Raw genomic sequence first — 19,455 nt, forward strand, 5'->3', positions numbered from 1 at the left:
GAAGGATTATAGGGCCATAAAGTAAATTCCTGGGCCAAATTCCCCTAATTTTGCACCATGGTAAAAAACCTACAGATACGTTTATCCCTTGAAGAGGAAGCCCAACCGGGGCAATTGAAACATAGGGCGGCCAAGTACTTGGGACTTCCCGAATCGGCCTTTGCCTTGAAAATAATCAGAAAATCGATCGACGCGCGCAAGCCCCAGATCGTTTTCAATTACAAGCTGGCAGCGTATATCGGGGAAGCTATACCTGCCCAAGACCCTTCTTTTGATTACAAGGATGTGTCACGGTCCCACCCCATACACATCGTCGGTTTCGGTCCGGCAGGCATGTGGGCGGCCCTCAGATGCCTGGAACTCGGATTTAAACCCGTGGTCTTTGAACGTGGTAAGGACGTACGGGAACGCCGGCGCGACCTGAGAGCCATTAACCAAGAACACTTGGTAAACGAAGACTCCAATTATTGCTTTGGTGAAGGCGGGGCAGGGACTTATTCCGACGGCAAGCTCTACACCCGAAGCCTAAAGCGCGGCGACGTAAAACGCATTTTTCACAGTTTGGTACACCATGGCGCTACCGAAGAAATACTGATCGACGCCCATCCGCATATCGGCACAAACAAACTTCCCAAAATCGTTAAAAATATTCGCGAAACCATACTGAACCATGGCGGGGAAGTGCATTTCAATACTAAACTAACGGATATCACGACCCAGGGCAACAAACTCAAATCCATCACCCTGAACAACGATAGGGAAATAGAGGTCAAACGCCTCATATTGGCCACGGGGCATTCGGCAAGGGATATCTTTTACCTGCTTGAAAAGAAGAAAATAGCACTTAAGGCAAAGTCCTTCGCCATGGGGGTGAGGGTCGAGCATCCCCAACACATCATCGATTCGATACAATACCATTGTTCGGGGAAGCGCAACGAGCTTTTACCGGCCGCGGCCTACAGTCTAGTGCAGCAGGTCAAGGGGCGCGGCGTCTATTCGTTCTGTATGTGTCCCGGAGGTTTTATCGTCCCCGCTGCCACCGCTCCGGGCGAGGTTGTCGTAAACGGCATGTCGCCCTCCAAAAGAAACAACCAATTTGCCAATTCGGGAATTGTGGTAGAAATTGATGTCGAACGCGATATCAGGAAGTACGAACCCTTTGGCAACTTGAAGGGACTGGAATTTCAAAAAGATTTGGAGCGTCTAGCCTTTACTTCGGGTGGAAGAACGCAAATGGCTCCCTCACAGCGATTAACGGATTTCGTTGAAGGACGGATCTCAACGGCCCTCAACCCTACATCGTATCAGCCCGGATTGAAATCGGCCCCTTTGCATTCGCTCTTGCCCAAACTGATAGGGAGCCGTTTGCGAAAGGGGTTCGAGGAATTCGGAAAAAAGATGAAGGGGTACTATACGGCCGAGGCCAACATCGTCGGTGTAGAATCGCGCACCTCTTCCCCGGTCACCATCCCTAGGGACGAAAAACTGGAGCATCCTGAAGTCGAGGGCCTTTTTCCCTGTGGTGAAGGAGGCGGATACGCCGGTGGAATCGTTTCCGCGGCCATGGATGGCGAACGGTGTGCCGAGGCGGCCATCATGGGCTTAGGAGGGTAAATTCCCCGACCGGCAATAACCCGGAAAAAGCAGAGTTTTAACACTATTTACCCAGTCCATTAAATAAAACGTACCTTTGCAACTTATTTATTTATATGACATTTAAAGACCTCGGCCTCGCCGAACCCATTCTTAAAGCAGTTGAAGCCGAAGGCTACACCTCCCCAACCCCAATTCAACAACAAGCCATACCGATCTTACTCAAAGGGAAAGACCTTTTGGGAGTGGCCCAGACCGGAACCGGAAAAACGGCCGCATTCGGCATTCCCATACTCCATCATCTATACCGTTCGCAGAACGGCCAACAGGGCAAAAGAAAAATTAAGGCCCTTATCGTAACCCCTACGCGGGAGTTGGCCATTCAAATCGGCGAGAGCCTGACCGCCTACGGGAAGCATACGGGACTCAGAAACACCGTCATCTTCGGCGGCGTCAAACAGGGCAAGCAAGTGAACACACTAAGAAACGGCGTCGACATACTGATCGCCACCCCCGGTCGCCTATTGGATTTAATGGGACAAGGCTTTATTACCTTTCGCGACCTCGAATTCGTGGTGCTTGACGAGGCCGACCAAATGCTCGATATGGGCTTTATTCACGACATCAAAAAAATTATCGCGCAATTGCCGCCCAAACGGCAATCGTTGTTTTTCTCGGCCACAATGCCCAAGACCATTGTAGAGCTTTCACAAAAAATGCTGGGCGACTTCGAAAGGGTTACCATAAAACCACAGCAGGCCACGGCCGAAAAAGTGGACCAAGGGGTATATTTCGTGAGCAAAAGGAACAAACCCAAGTTACTGATCCACCTGCTAAAAGAGCGGCCAAAAGACTCGGTACTCGTCTTTTCGAGAACCAAGCACGGGGCGAACAAAATCGTTAAAAAATTGTCCCAAGCCGACATCCGTTCGGCGGCCATCCACGGGAACAAGTCGCAGACCGCCAGGCAAAAGGCCTTGGGCGACTTCAAAGATGGAAAACTAAGGGTTTTGATCGCTACCGATATCGCCGCCAGGGGAATCGACGTGGAAGACCTGGCCTTGGTCATCAACTACGACTTGCCCAACGTACCCGAGACCTATGTTCACCGTATTGGACGGACCGGACGGGCCAATGCCAGCGGCATAGCCCTATCCTTTTGCGATAAGGACGAAAGGCCCTATTTGCGGGACATTGAAAAATTGATCAAACAGGAGGTTCCGCGTATGCCCGAACACCAGTTCGTCGATGACGAGGAGAGCGGGGAAGAGTCGCAACATACACCTGCCCCATCGAAAAACAACAACCCTTCGCGGAACCGCAACCGCAACCGCGGCCGCTCGAGAAATTCCAATTACAGAGGCAGGAACAATCGCAATCGAAACAAGGGGCAAGGCAATACCAAGGAAAGGGACAATTAGCCCTTTTGAGGAGTCATATCTTCGGGCATCTTACAAATTCCCTTCCTTACCGAAGCTCCCTTGCCCGTATTCCTTTTTGTAGATGCGGACCACAATCAGAAAAAGACTGATAAGCAAGGGACCGAATATCAGCCCGATAAACCCGAAGAGCGGTACGCCCACGATAACCCCTATCAAGGTTATCAGGGGATGTACGTTGTCCAGTTTTTGAAGCACGTAGAGCCGTATTAGATTATCGGTAGAGCCTACGACCACCAGCCCGTACAAAAGTATGCCCCAGGCCTGAACCTGGTTACCGTTGGCCATGGCCAGTATAAAAACCGGAAGAATACCTACCAGTGTCCCAACAAAGGGAATCATTGAACCGATGGCCACGATGACGAACCAAAAGAACGGATTGTCGATTCCGAATATAAAAAAACCAATCAGGGCCACCACTCCTTGGGCCACGGCGACCAAAGGTATGCCCAGCGCATTGGACCGCACCATTGCCTGGACCTCATTCCCGATGAGTTTCAAGTTCTCCTTGCTGATGGGGATGTACCCGAACAACGACTCCTTTAACTGCCTTCTGTTGGTCAGCATATAATAGAGTAGAAAATACATGATCGCGATAGCGATGAACATGGTGAACGTCCCACCGGCAAAGGTAGAGGCCCTTTCGGTCAACCATGTAGAGGCCCCCGAAGCATCGATTTTTGAAGTAAGGTCGTAATCAACGGCTTTCTCTACGATGAAGAGTTGATTCTTTATGGCCTCCACCACACTTTCCGATTTCTCGATGGCCCTTCCTATTTTGCTTCCGAGCATGGCGACCAAACCACTTACGGGCAGTAAAATGCCAATAAAAGAGATCGACATGATCAAGGCCGCCGCGATGTTGGGGTTCCACCCCTTTCGGACCAACCTGACCATCCATTTGCGAAAAAGTACGTAAAGGGTAATGGCTCCCAGCACGCCGGAGAGATAAGGTACAATTTCCCAAAAAATGAGTCCGCCTATCCATACGATAAGAAGCAGTATGAAAATCTGTCGGATAATATTGGGATGTATCGATTTCATAGAGGAACATATAGTTAAATGCCACGGGCAACCCATGGCGAATGTATATCGAAAACCGTGCAAAGGGTAGCCTTTACGCTTCATTTTTTGACCGGTTTGGATTAAAAGCGCGAAAGGCAAAAAAAAATTCGCTCCGGTTATCTAATTTTGGGCGTAAAATGCATTGGAAATGGCTAAATTGAACCCCTAAACAACCTTCATGATGCGTTTAAAGTATTTTGCCCCTGCGATTTTATTCTTCCTTGCCTTTACCCTACAAGGCCAGGACGTCAAGGTCATGACCTACAACATCAAATACGACAACGTAAGCGATACCGTGAACAACTGGAACGACAGGAAACACCCCATGGTCGACCTTATCAACAAGTTCGATCCCGGAGTGATCGGCATGCAAGAGGTTCTGTTCAGGCAGTTGCAGTTTTTGAACGAATCGATGCCCCATCTGGATTATGTAGGGGTGGGAAGGGAAGACGGCAAGGAAAAGGGTGAATTTTCCCCTATTTTCTACAACACGCAAAAGTTCGAGCTCTTAAAATCGGGTACGTTCTGGCTTTCGACCACCCCGGATGAAGTTTCCATCGGGTGGGATGCCGCACTGGAGCGCATTTGCACCTATGCCCTTTTCAAGACCAAGGACGACGACAAAAGGTTTTGGGTATTCAATACACACTTTGACCACCGCGGGGTCAAGGCCCGAAAAAAATCGGTCAAACTCATTCTAAAAAAGATAAAGGCGATCAACCGCGAAAAGCTGCCCGTGGTACTTATGGGCGACCTTAACCTACAGCCCGAACAACAGCCCATCGAACTGTTGGCCAAAAAAATGACCGATGGACTCTTGGTCGCAGAAAAACCGAACAAGGGCCCCATAGGCACCTTTAACGGCTTTAATCTTGAAGAACCCATCAACCGAAGGATCGATTATATATTTACCGAGGGTTTTACTGTGAGGTCCTATTCGCATATCGATGAACGATTGCCGAACGGCAAGCACGTTTCAGACCATTTGCCCGTAATTGCGGAGCTGAGCCATTAGGAGACCTGTTGGGTTTATAAAGGGGTGCAAGGCCGGGTAGAATCGAATTCCCGGATCCCCTAGAAAATAGTGCCCCTATCGTGCAAAACACATAGGCAATGAACAAAAAATGTTTTAGGGCAGCATAAGCGAACCAAATACCCGTAACGACCCATGTACATTCCTGATTATCACAAAAATGGGAATCCCGAAGAAGTAAGGCAGTTTATCAAGGCCAACAGTTTTGGCGTCTTGGTCACCCATTCGGAAGGAAAGACCTTGGCCACACATATTCCGTTGGAATTGGAGTACGACACAAACGGGAAGGAATTCCTGACCGGCCATATTGCGAAAGCCAACGAACAAGCAAAGCATTTTTTACGAACAGAGGAAGTGCTCTGCATTTTCAATGGTCCGAACGCCTACATTTCATCGTCTTGGTACCAAGAGGAAGAAGTACCCACATGGAACTACATCGCCGTCCATGTCTACGGAAAACTCAAAATTCTGGACGAAGCGGAAACCATGGCTTCCCTACACCGGCTTGTAGACACCTATGAAGCCCATTCGAAACACCCCGTTTCCTTGAAAAATATGTCGCCCCAAACCTTAAAACAGGTAAAGGGCATTGTCGGTTTCCAAATCGAAATTACCGATATCCAGGCCCGGTACAAATTATCACAGAACAGGGAACACGACCATGGCAAGATCATCGAAGAACTGGAAGACCGGGACGATCCGGGAAGCCATGCCATTGCCAAGGCAATGAAAAAGGGAAACTGATATATTTGCTTTCGCTCCCCCCTACCAAAAACAAGGAAACCATGGCATACGATGAATATTTGGCCGACAGGATCAGGCAAATCTTAAAACAGAGATCAATAGCCTTTGAGGAAAAAAAAATGATGGGCGGCCTGTGCTATATGGTCGATGACAAAATGTGTTTTGGGTTGAATACCGATAAAAAAACGGATTCGGCAAGGCTCATGTGCCGCGTCGGCCCCGAAAATTACGGCATGGCCATGAGCCAAGACCACTGCTCCGAAATGAACTTTACGGGCCGGCCAATGAAAGGCTATGTTTTCGTCAGTGCCGAGGGTTTCGATACCGATGCCGATTTGGAATTTTGGATCCAACTTTGCCTCGATTACAATCCCTTGGCCCAAAGCAGTAAAAAAAGGAAATAAAAAACCCCGACAAAACGTCGGGGCTTGGGTTATTTCGTATTGATCACATCAGGCCTCCAAGGCCCTTTTCACCATTACCTTGGCCAGATGGGCCCTGTATTCGGAATCGGCAAAATGGTCGCTCATCACCTCTACGCCATCTACGGCATGTTCGGCGGCATCGCTGTTGCCATTATACGCCTTTTCTACCTCGGTTGCCCTATACGGCGTATCGGCCACTCCGGTAATTCCCACTTTTACACCGCTTCCCTCGTGAACGACGGCCACCCCGACCACCGCGAACCGCGAGGCCGATTGGTAAAACTTCAAATACGTGCCATGGGCTATTTTCGGGAACCGTACCGCGGTTATGATCTCATCGTCTTCCAAGGCCGTTGTAAATATGCCCTCAAAAAATTCGGTAGCCGCAATGCTCCGTTTTCCGTTCTTTCCCTCTACTTCTATATTTGCCTCACAGGCCAGTACTACGGCCGGATAATCGGCCGACGGATCGGCATGGGCCAAACTCCCGCCTATGGTTCCGCGGTTCCTGACCTGCACGTCGCCCAAGGTCTGCACCGCTTGGTGCATAATGTTGAGATTTTTGTACACCACTTCGGAATTCAATATTTGGGTATGCGTGCAGTTGGCGCCGATAATTACCTCATCACCTGTTTCCTCAATAGTGTCCATTCCTGGGATCCCATGGATATCGATCACTATTTCGGGCCGGTTGAGCCTTAGCTTCATAGCCGGAAGCAGACTTTGCCCCCCGGACAATATTTTCGCATCATAACCGTGTTTGTCCAGGAGGTTGACGGCCTCGCTAATTGAAGATGCCTTTATATAGTCGAATTTTGCTGGTATCATTTTTTCAGTTTTTTGATTAGTTCTGCATCGCTTTCCAAACCGTCTGTGGTTTTAGGGGCATTTGAATATCGGTGACCCCTAAATGTGCCAAGGCATCGACAACGGCGTTCACCACGGCGGGAGTGGACCCAATGGCCCCGGCCTCACCCGCCCCTTTTACGCCCAAGGGGTTATGGGGGCACGGGGTAACCGTATTGTCCGTCTCGATCATGGGCAGGTCATCGGCACGTGGCATGGCATAATCCATATAGGAACCGGTAATCATCTGCCCCCCCTCGTCGTATACGACCTCTTCCAACAGGGCCTGCCCCACGCCTTGGGCCACGCCGCCGTGAATTTGACCGTCGACGATCATCGGGTTCATTATATTGCCCACATCATCAACGGCTACGAAACGTTGCAGCTCCACCTTGCCGGTATCCTTGTCTACCTCAACAACGGCGATGTGCGTACCGAAGGGATAGGTAAAATTGCCCGGGTCGTAGAAACTTGAAAAGTCAAGTCCCGGTTCCAGTCCTTCCGGATAGTTATGCGGCACATAGGCCGTCAATGCCACATCGCCGAAGGACACGGATTTTTCCGTTCCCTTCACCGTCCATTTCCCATTGGCGTATTCGAGGTCATCCTCGGCGGCCTCCAGTTTATGGGCGGCAATCTTGGCCCCTTTCTCCAAAATTTTGTCTATACTCTTGATAATGGCACTGCCTCCGACGGACAAACTTCTTGACCCGTACGTACCCATTCCGAAGGCTACTTGGTCGGTATCGCCGTGCTCAATCTCAACATCGGCCATATCGATACCCAATTTATCGGCCACGAACTGTGCAAAAACGGTTTCGTGTCCCTGGCCGTGCGAATGGGAGCCGGTAAAGACCGATACCTTGCCCGTTGGCTGCACCCTGACCTGCCCCACCTCGTACAGGCCGGCCCTGGCCCCCAAGGCCCCGACAACGGCGGAAGGGGCGATACCACAACCCTCGATGTAGGTCGAAATGCCCACGCCCAACAGGCGGCCTTCCTCACGGGCCTTTTTCTGTTCCTTTCTAAAATCTTCATAGCCGAGCTTATCGAGTGCCTTTTTAAGCGCCCTTTCGTAATTGCCACTATCGTATTGTAGGGCTACCTGGGTCTGGTAACCTTCCTGCTCTACCCCGTCAAAGGGCGGTATAAAGTTCTTAAGCCGGATTTCCACCGGATCCATACCCATTTCCTGGGCTCCCTTTGATATGATGCGCTCCAACAGATATGTGGCTTCGGGTCTTCCGGCCCCGCGATACGCATCGACGGGAACGGTATGCGTAAAAGGCGCCGTTACGTTCAGATGGATCAAGGGCGTTGTATAGACCCCTTGAAACAAGGTACCGTGCAAATAGGTCGGCACGGCCGGGGCAAAGGTAGAAAGGTAAGCACCCATGCCACAATACTCATCGGTAAGGTGGGCCACAATTTTACCGTCCTTGTCGAAGCCCATTTTCGATTTTACCACATGGTCGCGGCCATGGGCATCGGTCAAAAAGGCCTCACTGCGATCGGAGGTCCATTTTACCGGTCGTCCGATTTCCTTGGATGCCCAGGTCAAGAGGGCCTCTTCGGTATAATGATAAATCTTGCTTCCGAAGCCGCCACCCACATCGCGCGAGACGATGCGCACCTTATGTTCGGGAATACCCAATGCAAAGGCACACAACAACAAGCGTATCAGGTGCGGGTTTTGGGTACTCGTATATAAGGTATAGCGGTCTCCGTTGACATCGTAGTCGGCGATATAACTTCTTGGCTCCATGGCGTTCGGGGCCAACCTTTGGTTGCGGTATTCCATCACGGTCACGTGGTGGGCCTTTTCCAGGGCCGCTTCCACTTCGGCCCTATCGTTCCCGATGCACCAATCGAAGGCCGCGTTGTCCTCCCATTCGTCATGGACCAAGGGCGCATCCTTTTCCATGGCCTTTAGGGGATTGGTCACGGCCGGCAGCTCCTCGTAGTCCACTTCGACGAGTTCGGCGGCATCCCGGGCCTGTTCGAGGGTTTCGGCAATCACAATGGCCACGGCCTCGCCCAGATGCTTGACCTTGTCCTTGGCCAAAAGGGGGTGTTTGGGCTCCCTCATGGTTTCCCCGTTCTTGAAATCGACCTGCCATCCGCAGGGTACGCCGTAATCGCCACAGGGGTCCTTACCCGTAAAAATAGCCACGACGCCGTCCGCTTTTTCCGCTTCGGTAATGTCGATGCTTAATATCTTGGCATGGGCGTAGGGACTCCTTACAAATGCCGATTGGGTCATTTTTGGAAGTTTGATATCGTCGGTATAGGTTCCCGCCCCTTTTAAAAATCGAGCGTCTTCGCGTCTTTTAACTGCTTTTCCAATGAAATTACCCATGATTTATTCGTTTAAGGTTTCAGCAGCCAGCTGAATAGATTTAACAATATTGTGATACCCGGTACATCTGCAGAAATTGCCCTTTAGGCCGTGCCTAATTTCCTCTTCGGAAGGGTTCGGATGGTTTTTTAAAATATCCGCGGCGACCATAACCATGCCCGGGGTACAGAAACCACATTGCAGGCCGTGTTTTTCCTTGAAAGCCGCCTGAATGGGATGCATTTCCCCGTTTTGGGCCATGCCCTCGATCGTTGTAACCTCACAACCATCGGCCTGGACGGCCAGCATGGTACATGATTTGACCGCTTCACCGTTAACGGAAACGGTACAGGCGCCACAGCCACTGGTATCGCATCCTATATGGGTTCCCGTCAAGTCCAAGGTTTCACGTAAGTATTGAACAAGGCTGATCCGTGGTTCTATGTCATGGGTATAGGTTTTCCCATTGACCGTGATGGTTACATTCATATTCTTGTATTTAAAGTTATTATTAAACCTATGCTTTTCGTGCGGCGATCTCGGCCTCCATCGACTTAAAGAACTGCTTGGACAGGGTACTGACCACCCCGCTCATGATCCGCTGCCCCATACTGGCCAGGGTACCCGACATCTTTGCCTCACCGGTGTATTCGACCTTGGTCTGCCCCTCCCCTTCCGGGGCGAGGGTCATGACGATTTCCGCTATTACATTGCCCATTTTGCTTTTTTGGTCGATGACCAGGGTACAACCTTCTTGTTCTACCTTATCCTTTATCGACAGGTTTCCCTTAAAGTTTCCCCGTACCGGGCCTACCTTTACCTCGGATAGGGCCTCGTAGTTATCCGGGGAAAGCGCTTTTAGTTCCTTGATTCCCGGGGTAACCTTTTCGAGTACATCGGGATCCATCACCATTTGCCAAAAAATTTCAGGGGTCGTGCTAAGGGTATAGTTTCCTTTGATCTTCATATTTCTTCATTGAGCTTATGAATATAAAAAATCATGTCGTAAATCGTAAATATTTTAATTAGTTTTTTAACATATTGCCATAAAACATAACACAACATTAAGACATACATAAAGTATCTCTTACAAAGCGATTCTTTTCGAAATATTCCGGCGTTGGCGCAGCTGATGAAGAACTTGCCTTAAACTCTCCAAGTTATGGGCAGAGACCAGGGCATCGATATAGGGAAGGGCCGTCTTCATGCCCATGGTATCGGGAGCAAAACCGGGGCTTCCGGCCAAGGGGTTCAACCATATGACCTTCTTCGATTTTTTATAGATAGTCTTCATGGCGTTTTCAATGGTTTCGGGCCCACCGGTATCCCAACCATCGCTCATCACCAAAACAATGGTCTTTTTATCCAACATCCCATATCCGAAATCATCCACAAAATCTTGCAAACACCCGCCAATGGTAGTTCCGCCGGACCAATCGGGCACCCTGTCCGATATGATATCAAAGGCCTTGTCGAGCCCATTGTTCTCCAAAATGGAGGTCACCCGGTGCAGGGCAGTGCTAAAGACAAAGGTTTCCAGTTGATCGTATACATTTTGAAAGGCATAGATCATATGGACGAGAAAGCGGCTGTAGAGGTCCATCGACTGGCTCACGTCGCATAAGAGCACCAATTTGAGCTTTTTGTTTTTTCGCTCGCTGTAGACCAGGTTATGCAAGCTTCCCCCGCTTCGCATACTGCCACGCACGGTGTGTCTTAGATCGAGCTGGCGTGCCCGCTTGGAAATTTTTCGAAGCCGGCTCTTTCGGTGTGCTACCTTCCTTGCCAGAATCTTGAGCAATCGCATCATCAATTTGATCTCGTCCTCGCTCAAATCGGAAAAATGCTTTTTGCCCAATACTTCCATATCGCTATAGGAGGCCACTTGCTTTTCTTCTTCGGACGGATTTAGGTTCAACCAATTTTTCAGGGCATCGAAACGCGCCTGCTCCCTTTCGGCCTTCGATTTTTTATCTTTCTTTTTGGGAGTTTCCTTAATTTTTGAATCGGACGCCTTGGCCAGTTGGCGCTTGAATTCGTCGTACTGCCCGTCAAAGTTGAGATACTGATGGCTGTTTTTGGCCAATACCGCCTTTAAGGCCATGACAAAGTTCTGTTCCTTATCGATAGGAAGTCTTTCAAGGGCCTTCATGGCATCGGCTTCCTCGGCGACCCCAAGGGAGTACCCTTCCTTTCTCAAATAACGGCACAGCAGGACCACGTGGGCCGAAATTTCAGTTTGGTGCCGTATCAAGGGTGTTTTCATAGAGGGAGGATAAAATTACCCGATTCGGGAGGTTACACCGGTCTTTTCCAGAAGTTCCGATAGCGCGTCTTGGGTATGGCGCATGTCTTGCCAATCCTTAAGTACAACCCCCAGGGTGTTTTCGACCACTTCCCTGTCCAAATGGCCCAGGTGCATACCGGCCAAGGCCCTGGCCCAATCGATGGTTTCCGATATGCCGGGCGTTTTCTCCAGTTTCAATTGACGCAGTTCCTTCATAAAGGTACAGATCTGCTCGCCCAATCTTGCATCGATCTCGGGTACCTTCGCCTTGACGATGGCCAGCTCCTTTTCAAAGTCGGGATAGTCTATCCACAGGTACAGGCATCTTCTGCGCAGGGCCTCCGACAGTTCGCGGGTACGATTGCCGGTAAGAATTATTTGGGGCTTTTGGGCCGCTTTAATGGTTCCTATCTCGGGGATGGTCACCTGCCAGTCGGACAGCACCTCGAGCAGGAAGCTCTCGAACTCCTCATCGGCCCGGTCGATCTCGTCGATCAGCAACACCGGTTTCCTTTTCTGCGATATGGCCTGCAAAACGGGTCGCTTCAACAAAAACCTATCCGAAAATATGGTTTCCTCTAGCATTTTCGGGTCGTGGCCCGAGGCTTCCTGCATTTTTAGGAAGAGGAGCTGGTGCTGGTAGTTCCATTCGTATAGGGCATGGGTACTGTCGAGTCCCTCATAGCACTGAAGGCGGATCAAGTTGGTGTCCAAGGCCTTGGCCATCACCTTGGCGATCTCGGTCTTTCCTACGCCGGCCGGGCCTTCGATGAGCAAGGGCTTTTCCAATTGCATGGCCAAGAAAATGGACATGGCGATCGAACCGTTACTTATATACCCCTGTTTTTCTAGCATGTTGCCTATCTCGGAAAGCTCTGGTGTTTTCATAAAAGCGGAATAATGTGAGTGTAGGTAAAGTTAATTATAATACGCATACCAACTTCGGGGCCGAAATATTCAATTCGCCCGCCCTTTTCGACACTTGGGTAAGTTAGGTTGTCTTTATCCGATGCTTTGGTCGACCTTTACTTCATTAACCACAAAAACTTTAAATATGAAACGATCCGCTCTAGTCCTCGTGCTCCTTTTGGCTCTATTCGGTGCCGGTGTCCAAGCGCAAGAAGGTGCCCATATAACCCTGAAGATCGAGAACGTACTCTCGGACCAGGGTTCTATCTTGGCCTCACTCCATACCGAAGCTACCTTTATGAAGGGTGTCGGGGTGGCCCATGCCGAAAGTCCGGCCAAGAAGGGCGATGTTAGCCTTAGGTTCGAGAATGTCAAGCCCGGAACGTATGCCGTGCTCCTCATTCACGACAGTAACGATAACAAGAGAATGGACTTTGACGTATCGGGTATGCCCGTTGAAAGTTACGGACAAACCGGGGATATCAACCTTTACGGTCCTCCGGTTTTTGCCGATGCCAAGTTTGAGGTTGCCGATGAAGACCTGGAATTCAACATTCGGTTTTAAGCAAAAAAAGGCCCCGCTTATCGGCGGGGCCTTCAAATCAGTTTTACCGGTTATTAAATCTCCTCGGCCAACCAGGCTTTCATCATCCAAACCGTTTTCTCCTGTTCGGTGATAAAATCGCTCATCATGGCATTGGTACCTTCATCGCCAGACTCGTCGGAGGCATTTAAAATGCGTCTTTCGATGACCAAAAGGTCTTTTAGGGAATCTACAATGAGTCGAATGGCATCCTCGTCCTTGGAAATGTTCCGACCTACCGGGACCTTTGCATTTTCGATATAGTCCTCGAAAGTGTGCAGCGGCACGCCCCCCAGGGTCAGTATTCTTTCGGCGATCTCGTCTACCTTCATATTGGCATCGTCATAGAGTTCCTCGAATTTGGGATGCAGTTCAAAAAATCGCTTTCCCTTAATATTCCAGTGAATACCCCTTAGGTTTTGGTAATACCGCTGAAAGTTGGCCAAAAGTTCGTTAAGATCGTCGCTGATCGTTTTTGAATCCTTTTCGCTTAGTCCTATACTATTTAGTTTCATAATGTATTCTATTTAAATCCACCATAAAATTAAAAAATATAAAGCGTAAATCTCCATAAGGTTTATTGATACTTTTTATAATTTTATCGCTTTAATTTATGTGCTATGACGATTACCCAATTACAGTATGTACTGGCGGTTGCCGAGTACCAAAATTTTACCTTGGCGGCCCAAAAAAGTTTTGTCACCCAACCTACTTTGAGCATGCAGGTCCAAAAACTCGAAGACGAGCTCGACGTGCTGATCTTTGACCGCAGCAAAAAGCCCATAACCATTACCGAAGTGGGCAAAAAAATAGTGAAGCAGGCCAAAAATATCGTAAACGAGGCCAATCGTATACAGGATATCGTCGACCAGGAAAAAGGCTTTATCGGAGGGGATTATGTTTTGGGCATCATCCCTACGGTAATGCCCACGCTCCTGCCCATGTTCCTAAAGACCTTTATCAACCGGTATCCAAAAGTCAACCTAATCATCAAGGAGCAGAGTACGGAAAACCTTATTCGCAACCTACAGGACGGGCATCTTGATGCCGGTATTGCGGCCACACCCCTAGAAATAGAGTTCATCAAGGAACGCCCGCTTTATTACGAGCCCTTTGTTGGCTATGTCCCCCAGAACCATCGACTCAACAAGTTGCCGAAACTAAGGCCCGAAGACCTCAGTATAAGCGATGTACTCCTGTTGCAGGACGGACATTGCTTTAGGGACGGCGTCATCAACCTGTGCAAGGCATCGCGCAGTCTTGACGATGAGCGTTTCAGCCTACAGAGCGGCAGTTTCGAGACCTTGATAAATTTGGCGGACGAAGGTTTGGGCATGACCTTGTTGCCCTATCTAAATACCTTGGAGCTCGATGAAGGCAAAAAGGAAAAACTCAAGTTTTTTGAAAGTCCCTCCCCGGCCAGGGAAGTTAGCCTAATTTACCACAAAAGCGAATTAAAGATCCAAATTACAGAGGCGCTGCGCGATGTCATTTTGGGTATAGTCAGGGGTGCCATCGCCTTTCAGGACGTACAGATCGTGAGCCCCTTGAACAAATAGTATCGCAAAAGGGGTTTATCTTGTCGCCCCATCCATGGAAAACAAAAAGCCCTCTTTTTCAGAGGGCTTTATAATCGTTGTAAGTTATACTTTCAAATAAATTAAACTTTGTTGAAGTTCCGGTTTGTCGGTCGTAAACTGTTGTAACCAGAGTTTAAGTTCTTCGATTTCTTCGGGGAGCAATCTATTTACCGCTTTTTTTAGTTCTTTTAAAAACAGTTTTGAATCGAAACTAACTTTTTTCAGCACTGTTTTACTGTACTCAAGCATAGCTCTTGCCATATTTCAATATGTTTAGTTAATTGTTTCTCTTATAGTAATCATTCACGTATAAAGTTAAACATTAATGTATTTCCATTATTGTTCCTTTGCTGTTAAAAGTTAGCCAAATTCTTGTTAAATGCCCTATTTTTGGGGCTAAAACCAATGGTAAAAATGATCAGGTTCCTCTTTGCATTCATACTGGCCCTCGTACTAACGGGTTGTGCGGGCGGCTCGAGAATCGTTAAAAAAAATACTGAAAGCATCCTAGGTTCAAGCTTTTACCAAAACCAGTTCACGGGTTTTGTCCTCTTCGATCCCGGGTCTGGCGATACCCTGGTCTCATACAACGGCCAAAAGTATTTTACACCGGCGAGCAATACCAAAATCTTCACCTTGTACGCGGCGCTTCATATGTTGCCCGATAGTATCCCGGCCCTAAAGTATGTCTTTGAGAACGACACCCTTTTTATAGAAGGTACCGGAAACCCCACCTTGCTCCACCCCTATTTTGAAGACAAGGGGCTTATGCGTTTCCTTAAGTCGCAGGCCCATATCGCCCTGTTCCTAGACAACCTCGAAGACGAAAAATACGGTCCCGGTTGGTCGTGGGGAGACTATCAATATTACTATCAGGCCGAACGCTCGTCCCTGCCTTTGTACGGCAACGTACTTACCCTACGCAACGACCAGGGGCTACAGGCGAGCCCGATCTATTTCAAGGATAGTGTGGTCATGGTCCGTACCTCCAAAAACAGGGAAATCGAAAGGAACATTTTTTACTTCGACCCTTCGCGGCAAGACACCCTTGAAATTCCCTATAGGGGCAGCAAAGAGCTTACGAGGCATTTGCTTGAACGGGAATTGGGAAAGGAGCTAAGGCTTGTCGACAAAATGCCCATAGGTGAAAAAAAGGTTTTCTACGGCATCGCTTCGGACACGGTCTACAAAAGAATGATGCACCAAAGTGACAATTTTCTTGCGGAACAACTCCTAATACTTGCCTCTTCCACCCTATCGGATACGCTAAGCAGTGAGCGGGCCCGCGAACATGTGCTAGGCACCTTATTGCCCGGATTAAGACAGGAGCCCCGTTGGGTAGACGGTTCGGGACTTTCGAGATACAATCTGTTCACCCCCGAATCTATGGTGCACGTGCTGCACAGGATGTATTTGGAAGTGCCACGCGCGCAGCTGTTCGGTTATTTTCCCATCGGAGGGGAATCGGGCACCCTCAAAAATTGGTACCCAGGCGACCCCGAGCCCTATATTTATGCAAAAACGGGCAGCTTGGGCAACAACCACTGCCTGAGCGGTTACCTGATCACAAAATCGGGAAAGACCCTTATTTTCAGTTTTATGAACAACCATTTTAGGCACCCTTCGTCGGAAGTAAAGAAAAGGATGCAGTCGATCTTGGAAAAGGTCAGGGATACGTACTAGGCCTTTTCAGACCAGTTTGTGGATCTGGGCATACTGGAGCAGCAAAATGGTCTTCGCGTCCTTGATCTCGCCGGTCGTTACCATATGGAGGGCGTCTTCCAGCTTATACTCCAAGACCTCGATATTCTCGGTCTCGTCGTCGGCTCCTCCCCCTTCGCCCACTTTCATTTTTTCTTCGTAGGCCCCGATAAAATAATGAAGTATTTCCGTTACGGAACCGGGCGACATGTAGGATTCGAAAACCTTTTCTACCTTGTCTATACGGTAGCCCGTTTCTTCCTCCACTTCTTTTTTGATGCAATCTTCGGGATGATCCCCATCGAGCAATCCGGCACACACCTCGATCATCATGCCATCGGCATTGCCATTGATGTAGGTCGGCATCCTGAACTGGCGGGTCAGTACTACCGTTCCCTTTTCGCGATTGTAAAGCAATATGGCGGCGCCATTGCCGCGATCGTAGGCTTCCCTTTGCTGGGTTTCCCACGTACCATCGTCCCTTTGGTACTCAAAGGTAAATTTGTTGAGGGTGTACCAATTATCCGAAAGTACCTCCTTCTTAATATTTCTAACTCTACTATTTTCCATTGGGTCATAAGATTATAGGCTCCAACGATTGCCCACTTCAGAAAGCGGCTTACAAGGTTCGTAGCCACCGGGTATGGGATCGTAGTTCAATACTTTTTCCCCTATTTCCTCGGATGTGGTATAGGCCCATAGGGCCATGGACTTAAAGGCCCGGTAAAAACCTATCGGTTCTTGTTCGCCCACTGCGGTTCCCCATACCCCCCGGCTGAACTTGCCCGAATTAGCTTCGGCCGTTTTCAGCGCCTCGTTTTTTTCGGCTTCACCAAGGTCACTGAAATTACTTCCGTGTTTTTTTACACATTGCGCATTGAATTCCGCTATTTGGTCGCGCATCCCCTGCTGTTCCTTTTCATCGTAGGTGTGCGCAATCACCTTATCGATAAACATATCGGCCTTTACATCCAAGGCTCCCGGTGTTTCGGTACGAGGCAGTATGGCATCCAATAGGGCCGCTATGGTAAGCGCTTCCTCCTCGGTAAAAAATTCAGGCTTCCAATCCAATCGCGGCTCTTCCCTGCACGATTGCAACAATGAAAAGAGGGAGGGGCCGAAAACAGTGGCCCCTGCCAATAGTCCGGTTTGCTTTAATACTTTTCTCCTGTCCATAACTATAGGTTTCGTTTTTTCAATTCCGATACGGCATGGTCGGCGGCCCTTGCCGTCAGGGCCATATAGGTAAGCGAAGGATTGACACATGATGAAGACGTCATACAGGCGCCATCGGTAACAAATACATTCTCTGCCCCGTGTACCTGATTGAACTTGTTCAACACCGAAGTCTTGGGGTCTTTACCCATTCGGGCCGTTCCCATTTCATGTACGCCGTACCCCGGTGGATGCTCGTTGTCGAATCCGACAATATCTTTCAGCCCTGCCTTATCGAGCATTTCCACGGCATCTTCCTGGATCTGCTTATTGAGCGCCTTTTCGTTTTCCTTGAATTCGGCGTCTATGGACAAGGTAGGTTGCCCCCATTTGTCCAATACCTCTTTGTTGAGCGAAACTTTGTTGTCGTGATAGGGCAGGCACTCCGCAAAGCCGGTTATAAAGAACTCCCAGGGTCCCGGTTTTAGGATACTGTCCTTATATTCGGCACCGAAGGATTCTATATTGGCGGCATTACCTCCTCGAAAACCTCCGCCTTGGTAGCCAAACCCACGTAAGAACTTATCGGACTTCGTCTTTTCGTCGAGGTTGACGTATCGGGGAATGTAAATTCCGTTCGGCCTTCTTCCCTTGTAATATTTGTCGTCAAAACCATCGACGATACCGGAGGCTCCGACCCTATAGGTATGGTCCATTAAATTGTGCCCCAATTCACCACTGTCGTTACCCAAACCGTTCTCAAAGCGATTCGAGACCGAGTTCATTAATATCTGTGTCGTACTGAGCGTCGAGGCGTTTACGAAGATTATTTTTGCCGAATATTCCAAATCTTCATTGGTTTCGGCATCGATAATTCGGACCCCCGTGGCCTTGCCCTTTTTATCGTCATAAACAACCGATTGAACTATGGAATAGGGCCTAATGGTAAGCTTGCCCGTAGCGTTTGCGGCAGGGAGGGTAACGGCATTGCTACTAAAATAGGCCCCGTAAGGACATCCCCTGCTGCACCGGTTCCGGTATTGGCACTGGCCCCTGCCGTTTAGGGGGCGGGTAAGGTGGGCCACACGGCCGATGATCATATTTCTACCGGGAAAGTTCTTTTCGATCCTACCCTTGATGTGTTTTTCGACACAGTTCAATTCCATGGGCGGTAAAAAATGGCTGTCAGGAAGCTGGGGCAGGCCGAGGGCCTCGCCACTGATACCCGCAAATTTTTCGACATAGGTATACCACGGTTCGATATCCTTGTAACGAATGGGCCAATCGACCCCATGGCCGTCCTTCGCATTGGCCTCGAAGTCGAGGTCGCTCCAGCGGTAGGTCTGTTTTCCCCACAACAAGGATTTTCCTCCCATTTGATGGCCGCGAAGCCAGAGAAAAGGCTTGACCTCCGTATAGGGATTGGCCTCATCATCGGCCCAGAAATGCTCGGTATCGGCCCCTACCCAACCTGAACGTATATTTTTGTAGTGCTTTTTTCTTTGTTCCGGGGTTAACCTGCCTCGATAATCCATATCCCAGGGATCCAGGTTCATTGTCGGATAGTCGGTCACGTGCTCTACGATCCTTCCCCGCTCGAGTACCAAGGTGTTCAAGCCCTTTTCGCACAGCTCCTTGGCCGCCCAACCCCCACTGATCCCGGAGCCGATTACTATGGCATCGTAGGTCATGTCCTTTTTTGCGTCGATATTATAGTTCGCCATAAATTCCATTATTTCATCCTCCCAAGATAGGGA

The 19,455-nt window shown here is 49.2% G+C and carries 20 protein-coding genes; 8 read left to right on the plus strand and 12 right to left on the minus strand.

Annotated features, from left to right (window positions below; genetic code table 11):
* Positions 1-57 precede the first annotated feature (57 nt).
* Both BUB37_RS07645 and BUB37_RS07650 read left to right on the plus strand, forming a co-directional pair.
* A complete protein-coding gene (locus BUB37_RS07645; RefSeq protein ID WP_072991268.1) occupies positions 58-1,614 on the plus strand; it encodes an NAD(P)/FAD-dependent oxidoreductase in 1,557 nt (518 codons plus the stop codon).
* 95 nt (positions 1,615-1,709) lie between these two features.
* Positions 1,710-3,014, plus strand: coding sequence for a DEAD/DEAH box helicase (locus BUB37_RS07650; RefSeq protein WP_072991271.1), 1,305 nt, complete (start codon positions 1,710-1,712; stop codon positions 3,012-3,014).
* Positions 3,015-3,044: 30 nt separating this feature from the next.
* Here the strand turns inward: BUB37_RS07650 and BUB37_RS07655 are convergent, their stop codons facing one another.
* Positions 3,045-4,076, minus strand: a complete 1,032-nt coding sequence (locus BUB37_RS07655; RefSeq protein ID WP_072991275.1) for an AI-2E family transporter — start codon at positions 4,074-4,076, stop codon at positions 3,045-3,047.
* Positions 4,077-4,275: 199 nt separating this feature from the next.
* Between BUB37_RS07655 and BUB37_RS07660 the strand changes: the two genes are divergently transcribed.
* The 3 genes from BUB37_RS07660 (at position 4,276) to BUB37_RS07670 (ending at position 6,278) form a co-directional block, all read left to right on the plus strand.
* The gene (locus tag BUB37_RS07660) at positions 4,276-5,112 is read left to right on the plus strand and encodes an endonuclease/exonuclease/phosphatase family protein (protein WP_072991278.1); all 837 of its coding nucleotides are present in this window, start codon (positions 4,276-4,278) and stop codon (positions 5,110-5,112) included.
* A gap of 153 nt (positions 5,113-5,265) precedes the next feature.
* Positions 5,266-5,874 carry an FMN-binding negative transcriptional regulator gene (locus tag BUB37_RS07665; protein ID WP_072991281.1) on the plus strand — a complete coding sequence of 203 codons (609 nt, stop codon included), beginning with the start codon at positions 5,266-5,268 and terminating at the stop codon, positions 5,872-5,874.
* Positions 5,875-5,915: 41 nt separating this feature from the next.
* Positions 5,916-6,278 (plus strand): TfoX/Sxy family protein, encoded by a 363-nt coding sequence (locus BUB37_RS07670; protein ID WP_072992650.1) that lies wholly within the window; start codon positions 5,916-5,918, stop codon positions 6,276-6,278.
* Between the two features lie 48 nt (positions 6,279-6,326).
* Here the strand turns inward: BUB37_RS07670 and BUB37_RS07675 are convergent, their stop codons facing one another.
* The 6 genes from BUB37_RS07675 to BUB37_RS07700 form a co-directional block, all read right to left on the minus strand.
* Positions 6,327-7,127: an FAD binding domain-containing protein gene (locus BUB37_RS07675; RefSeq protein WP_072991284.1), complete on the minus strand. Its 801-nt coding sequence runs from the start codon at positions 7,125-7,127 to the stop codon at positions 6,327-6,329.
* Between the two features lie 16 nt (positions 7,128-7,143).
* Entirely contained in the window at positions 7,144-9,504 is a 2,361-nt protein-coding gene (locus BUB37_RS07680) for a xanthine dehydrogenase family protein molybdopterin-binding subunit (protein ID WP_072991287.1), read from the minus strand.
* Positions 9,505-9,507: 3 nt separating this feature from the next.
* Complete coding sequence (locus BUB37_RS07685) at positions 9,508-9,972, minus strand: (2Fe-2S)-binding protein (protein ID WP_072991290.1); 465 nt, start codon at positions 9,970-9,972, stop codon at positions 9,508-9,510.
* 28 nt (positions 9,973-10,000) lie between these two features.
* Entirely contained in the window at positions 10,001-10,450 is a 450-nt protein-coding gene (locus BUB37_RS07690; protein ID WP_072991293.1) for an SRPBCC family protein, read from the minus strand.
* 120 nt (positions 10,451-10,570) lie between these two features.
* A complete protein-coding gene (locus BUB37_RS07695) occupies positions 10,571-11,749 on the minus strand; it encodes a vWA domain-containing protein (protein ID WP_094766586.1) in 1,179 nt (392 codons plus the stop codon).
* A 15-nt stretch (positions 11,750-11,764) separates the two neighbouring features.
* Positions 11,765-12,658 carry an AAA family ATPase gene (locus BUB37_RS07700; RefSeq protein ID WP_072991296.1) on the minus strand — a complete coding sequence of 298 codons (894 nt, stop codon included), beginning with the start codon at positions 12,656-12,658 and terminating at the stop codon, positions 11,765-11,767.
* A 166-nt stretch (positions 12,659-12,824) separates the two neighbouring features.
* Between BUB37_RS07700 and BUB37_RS07705 the strand changes: the two genes are divergently transcribed.
* On the plus strand, positions 12,825-13,244 hold the full coding sequence (locus BUB37_RS07705) for a DUF2141 domain-containing protein (protein WP_072991299.1): 420 nt from the start codon (positions 12,825-12,827) through the stop codon (positions 13,242-13,244).
* Positions 13,245-13,297: 53 nt separating this feature from the next.
* On the opposite strand, the gene BUB37_RS07710 is transcribed toward BUB37_RS07705, so the two are convergent.
* Positions 13,298-13,777, minus strand: a complete 480-nt coding sequence (locus tag BUB37_RS07710; RefSeq protein ID WP_072991302.1) for a Dps family protein — start codon at positions 13,775-13,777, stop codon at positions 13,298-13,300.
* A 105-nt stretch (positions 13,778-13,882) separates the two neighbouring features.
* On the opposite strand from BUB37_RS07710, the gene BUB37_RS07715 reads away from it, so the two are divergent.
* Entirely contained in the window at positions 13,883-14,821 is a 939-nt protein-coding gene (locus BUB37_RS07715) for a LysR substrate-binding domain-containing protein (protein ID WP_072991305.1), read from the plus strand.
* Positions 14,822-14,905: 84 nt separating this feature from the next.
* On the opposite strand, the gene BUB37_RS07720 is transcribed toward BUB37_RS07715, so the two are convergent.
* Positions 14,906-15,103, minus strand: coding sequence for a hypothetical protein (locus BUB37_RS07720; protein ID WP_072991308.1), 198 nt, complete (start codon positions 15,101-15,103; stop codon positions 14,906-14,908).
* Positions 15,104-15,256: 153 nt separating this feature from the next.
* Between BUB37_RS07720 and BUB37_RS07725 the strand changes: the two genes are divergently transcribed.
* Positions 15,257-16,525 (plus strand): D-alanyl-D-alanine carboxypeptidase/D-alanyl-D-alanine-endopeptidase, encoded by a 1,269-nt coding sequence (locus tag BUB37_RS07725; protein ID WP_072992656.1) that lies wholly within the window; start codon positions 15,257-15,259, stop codon positions 16,523-16,525.
* A 6-nt stretch (positions 16,526-16,531) separates the two neighbouring features.
* Here the strand turns inward: BUB37_RS07725 and nudK are convergent, their stop codons facing one another.
* From nudK to BUB37_RS07740, 3 genes are read right to left on the minus strand one after another with little or no spacing between them, the layout of a single operon-like run.
* Positions 16,532-17,113 carry a GDP-mannose pyrophosphatase NudK gene (nudK, locus tag BUB37_RS07730; RefSeq protein ID WP_072991311.1) on the minus strand — a complete coding sequence of 194 codons (582 nt, stop codon included), beginning with the start codon at positions 17,111-17,113 and terminating at the stop codon, positions 16,532-16,534.
* Between the two features lie 12 nt (positions 17,114-17,125).
* Positions 17,126-17,719, minus strand: a complete 594-nt coding sequence (locus BUB37_RS07735) for a gluconate 2-dehydrogenase subunit 3 family protein (protein ID WP_072991314.1) — start codon at positions 17,717-17,719, stop codon at positions 17,126-17,128.
* Between the two features lie 2 nt (positions 17,720-17,721).
* On the minus strand, positions 17,722-19,422 hold the full coding sequence (locus BUB37_RS07740) for a GMC oxidoreductase (protein ID WP_072992658.1): 1,701 nt from the start codon (positions 19,420-19,422) through the stop codon (positions 17,722-17,724).
* Positions 19,423-19,455: the final 33 nt, after the last annotated feature.

The organism is Pseudozobellia thermophila, assembly GCF_900141855.1.
In the GTDB taxonomy this organism is placed as follows: domain Bacteria; phylum Bacteroidota; class Bacteroidia; order Flavobacteriales; family Flavobacteriaceae; genus Pseudozobellia; species Pseudozobellia thermophila.

Excerpts from the sequence above, each read along its gene's own strand:
- BUB37_RS07645 (WP_072991268.1), top strand. The coding sequence starts at position 58 with ATGGTAAAAAACCTACAGATACGTTTATCCCTTGAAGAGGAAGCCCAA.
- BUB37_RS07650 (WP_072991271.1), top strand. The coding sequence starts at position 1,710 with ATGACATTTAAAGACCTCGGCCTCGCCGAACCCATTCTTAAAGCAGTT.
- BUB37_RS07655 (WP_072991275.1), bottom strand. The coding sequence starts at position 4,076 with ATGAAATCGATACATCCCAATATTATCCGACAGATTTTCATACTGCTT.
- BUB37_RS07660 (WP_072991278.1), top strand. The coding sequence starts at position 4,276 with ATGATGCGTTTAAAGTATTTTGCCCCTGCGATTTTATTCTTCCTTGCC.
- BUB37_RS07665 (WP_072991281.1), top strand. The coding sequence starts at position 5,266 with ATGTACATTCCTGATTATCACAAAAATGGGAATCCCGAAGAAGTAAGG.
- BUB37_RS07670 (WP_072992650.1), top strand. The coding sequence starts at position 5,916 with ATGGCATACGATGAATATTTGGCCGACAGGATCAGGCAAATCTTAAAA.
- BUB37_RS07675 (WP_072991284.1), bottom strand. The coding sequence starts at position 7,127 with ATGATACCAGCAAAATTCGACTATATAAAGGCATCTTCAATTAGCGAG.
- BUB37_RS07680 (WP_072991287.1), bottom strand. The coding sequence starts at position 9,504 with ATGGGTAATTTCATTGGAAAAGCAGTTAAAAGACGCGAAGACGCTCGA.
- BUB37_RS07685 (WP_072991290.1), bottom strand. The coding sequence starts at position 9,972 with ATGAATGTAACCATCACGGTCAATGGGAAAACCTATACCCATGACATA.
- BUB37_RS07690 (WP_072991293.1), bottom strand. The coding sequence starts at position 10,450 with ATGAAGATCAAAGGAAACTATACCCTTAGCACGACCCCTGAAATTTTT.
- BUB37_RS07695 (WP_094766586.1), bottom strand. The coding sequence starts at position 11,749 with ATGAAAACACCCTTGATACGGCACCAAACTGAAATTTCGGCCCACGTG.
- BUB37_RS07700 (WP_072991296.1), bottom strand. The coding sequence starts at position 12,658 with ATGAAAACACCAGAGCTTTCCGAGATAGGCAACATGCTAGAAAAACAG.
- BUB37_RS07705 (WP_072991299.1), top strand. The coding sequence starts at position 12,825 with ATGAAACGATCCGCTCTAGTCCTCGTGCTCCTTTTGGCTCTATTCGGT.
- BUB37_RS07710 (WP_072991302.1), bottom strand. The coding sequence starts at position 13,777 with ATGAAACTAAATAGTATAGGACTAAGCGAAAAGGATTCAAAAACGATC.
- BUB37_RS07715 (WP_072991305.1), top strand. The coding sequence starts at position 13,883 with ATGACGATTACCCAATTACAGTATGTACTGGCGGTTGCCGAGTACCAA.
- BUB37_RS07720 (WP_072991308.1), bottom strand. The coding sequence starts at position 15,103 with ATGGCAAGAGCTATGCTTGAGTACAGTAAAACAGTGCTGAAAAAAGTT.
- BUB37_RS07725 (WP_072992656.1), top strand. The coding sequence starts at position 15,257 with ATGATCAGGTTCCTCTTTGCATTCATACTGGCCCTCGTACTAACGGGT.
- nudK (WP_072991311.1), bottom strand. The coding sequence starts at position 17,113 with ATGGAAAATAGTAGAGTTAGAAATATTAAGAAGGAGGTACTTTCGGAT.
- BUB37_RS07735 (WP_072991314.1), bottom strand. The coding sequence starts at position 17,719 with ATGGACAGGAGAAAAGTATTAAAGCAAACCGGACTATTGGCAGGGGCC.
- BUB37_RS07740 (WP_072992658.1), bottom strand. The coding sequence starts at position 19,422 with ATGGCGAACTATAATATCGACGCAAAAAAGGACATGACCTACGATGCC.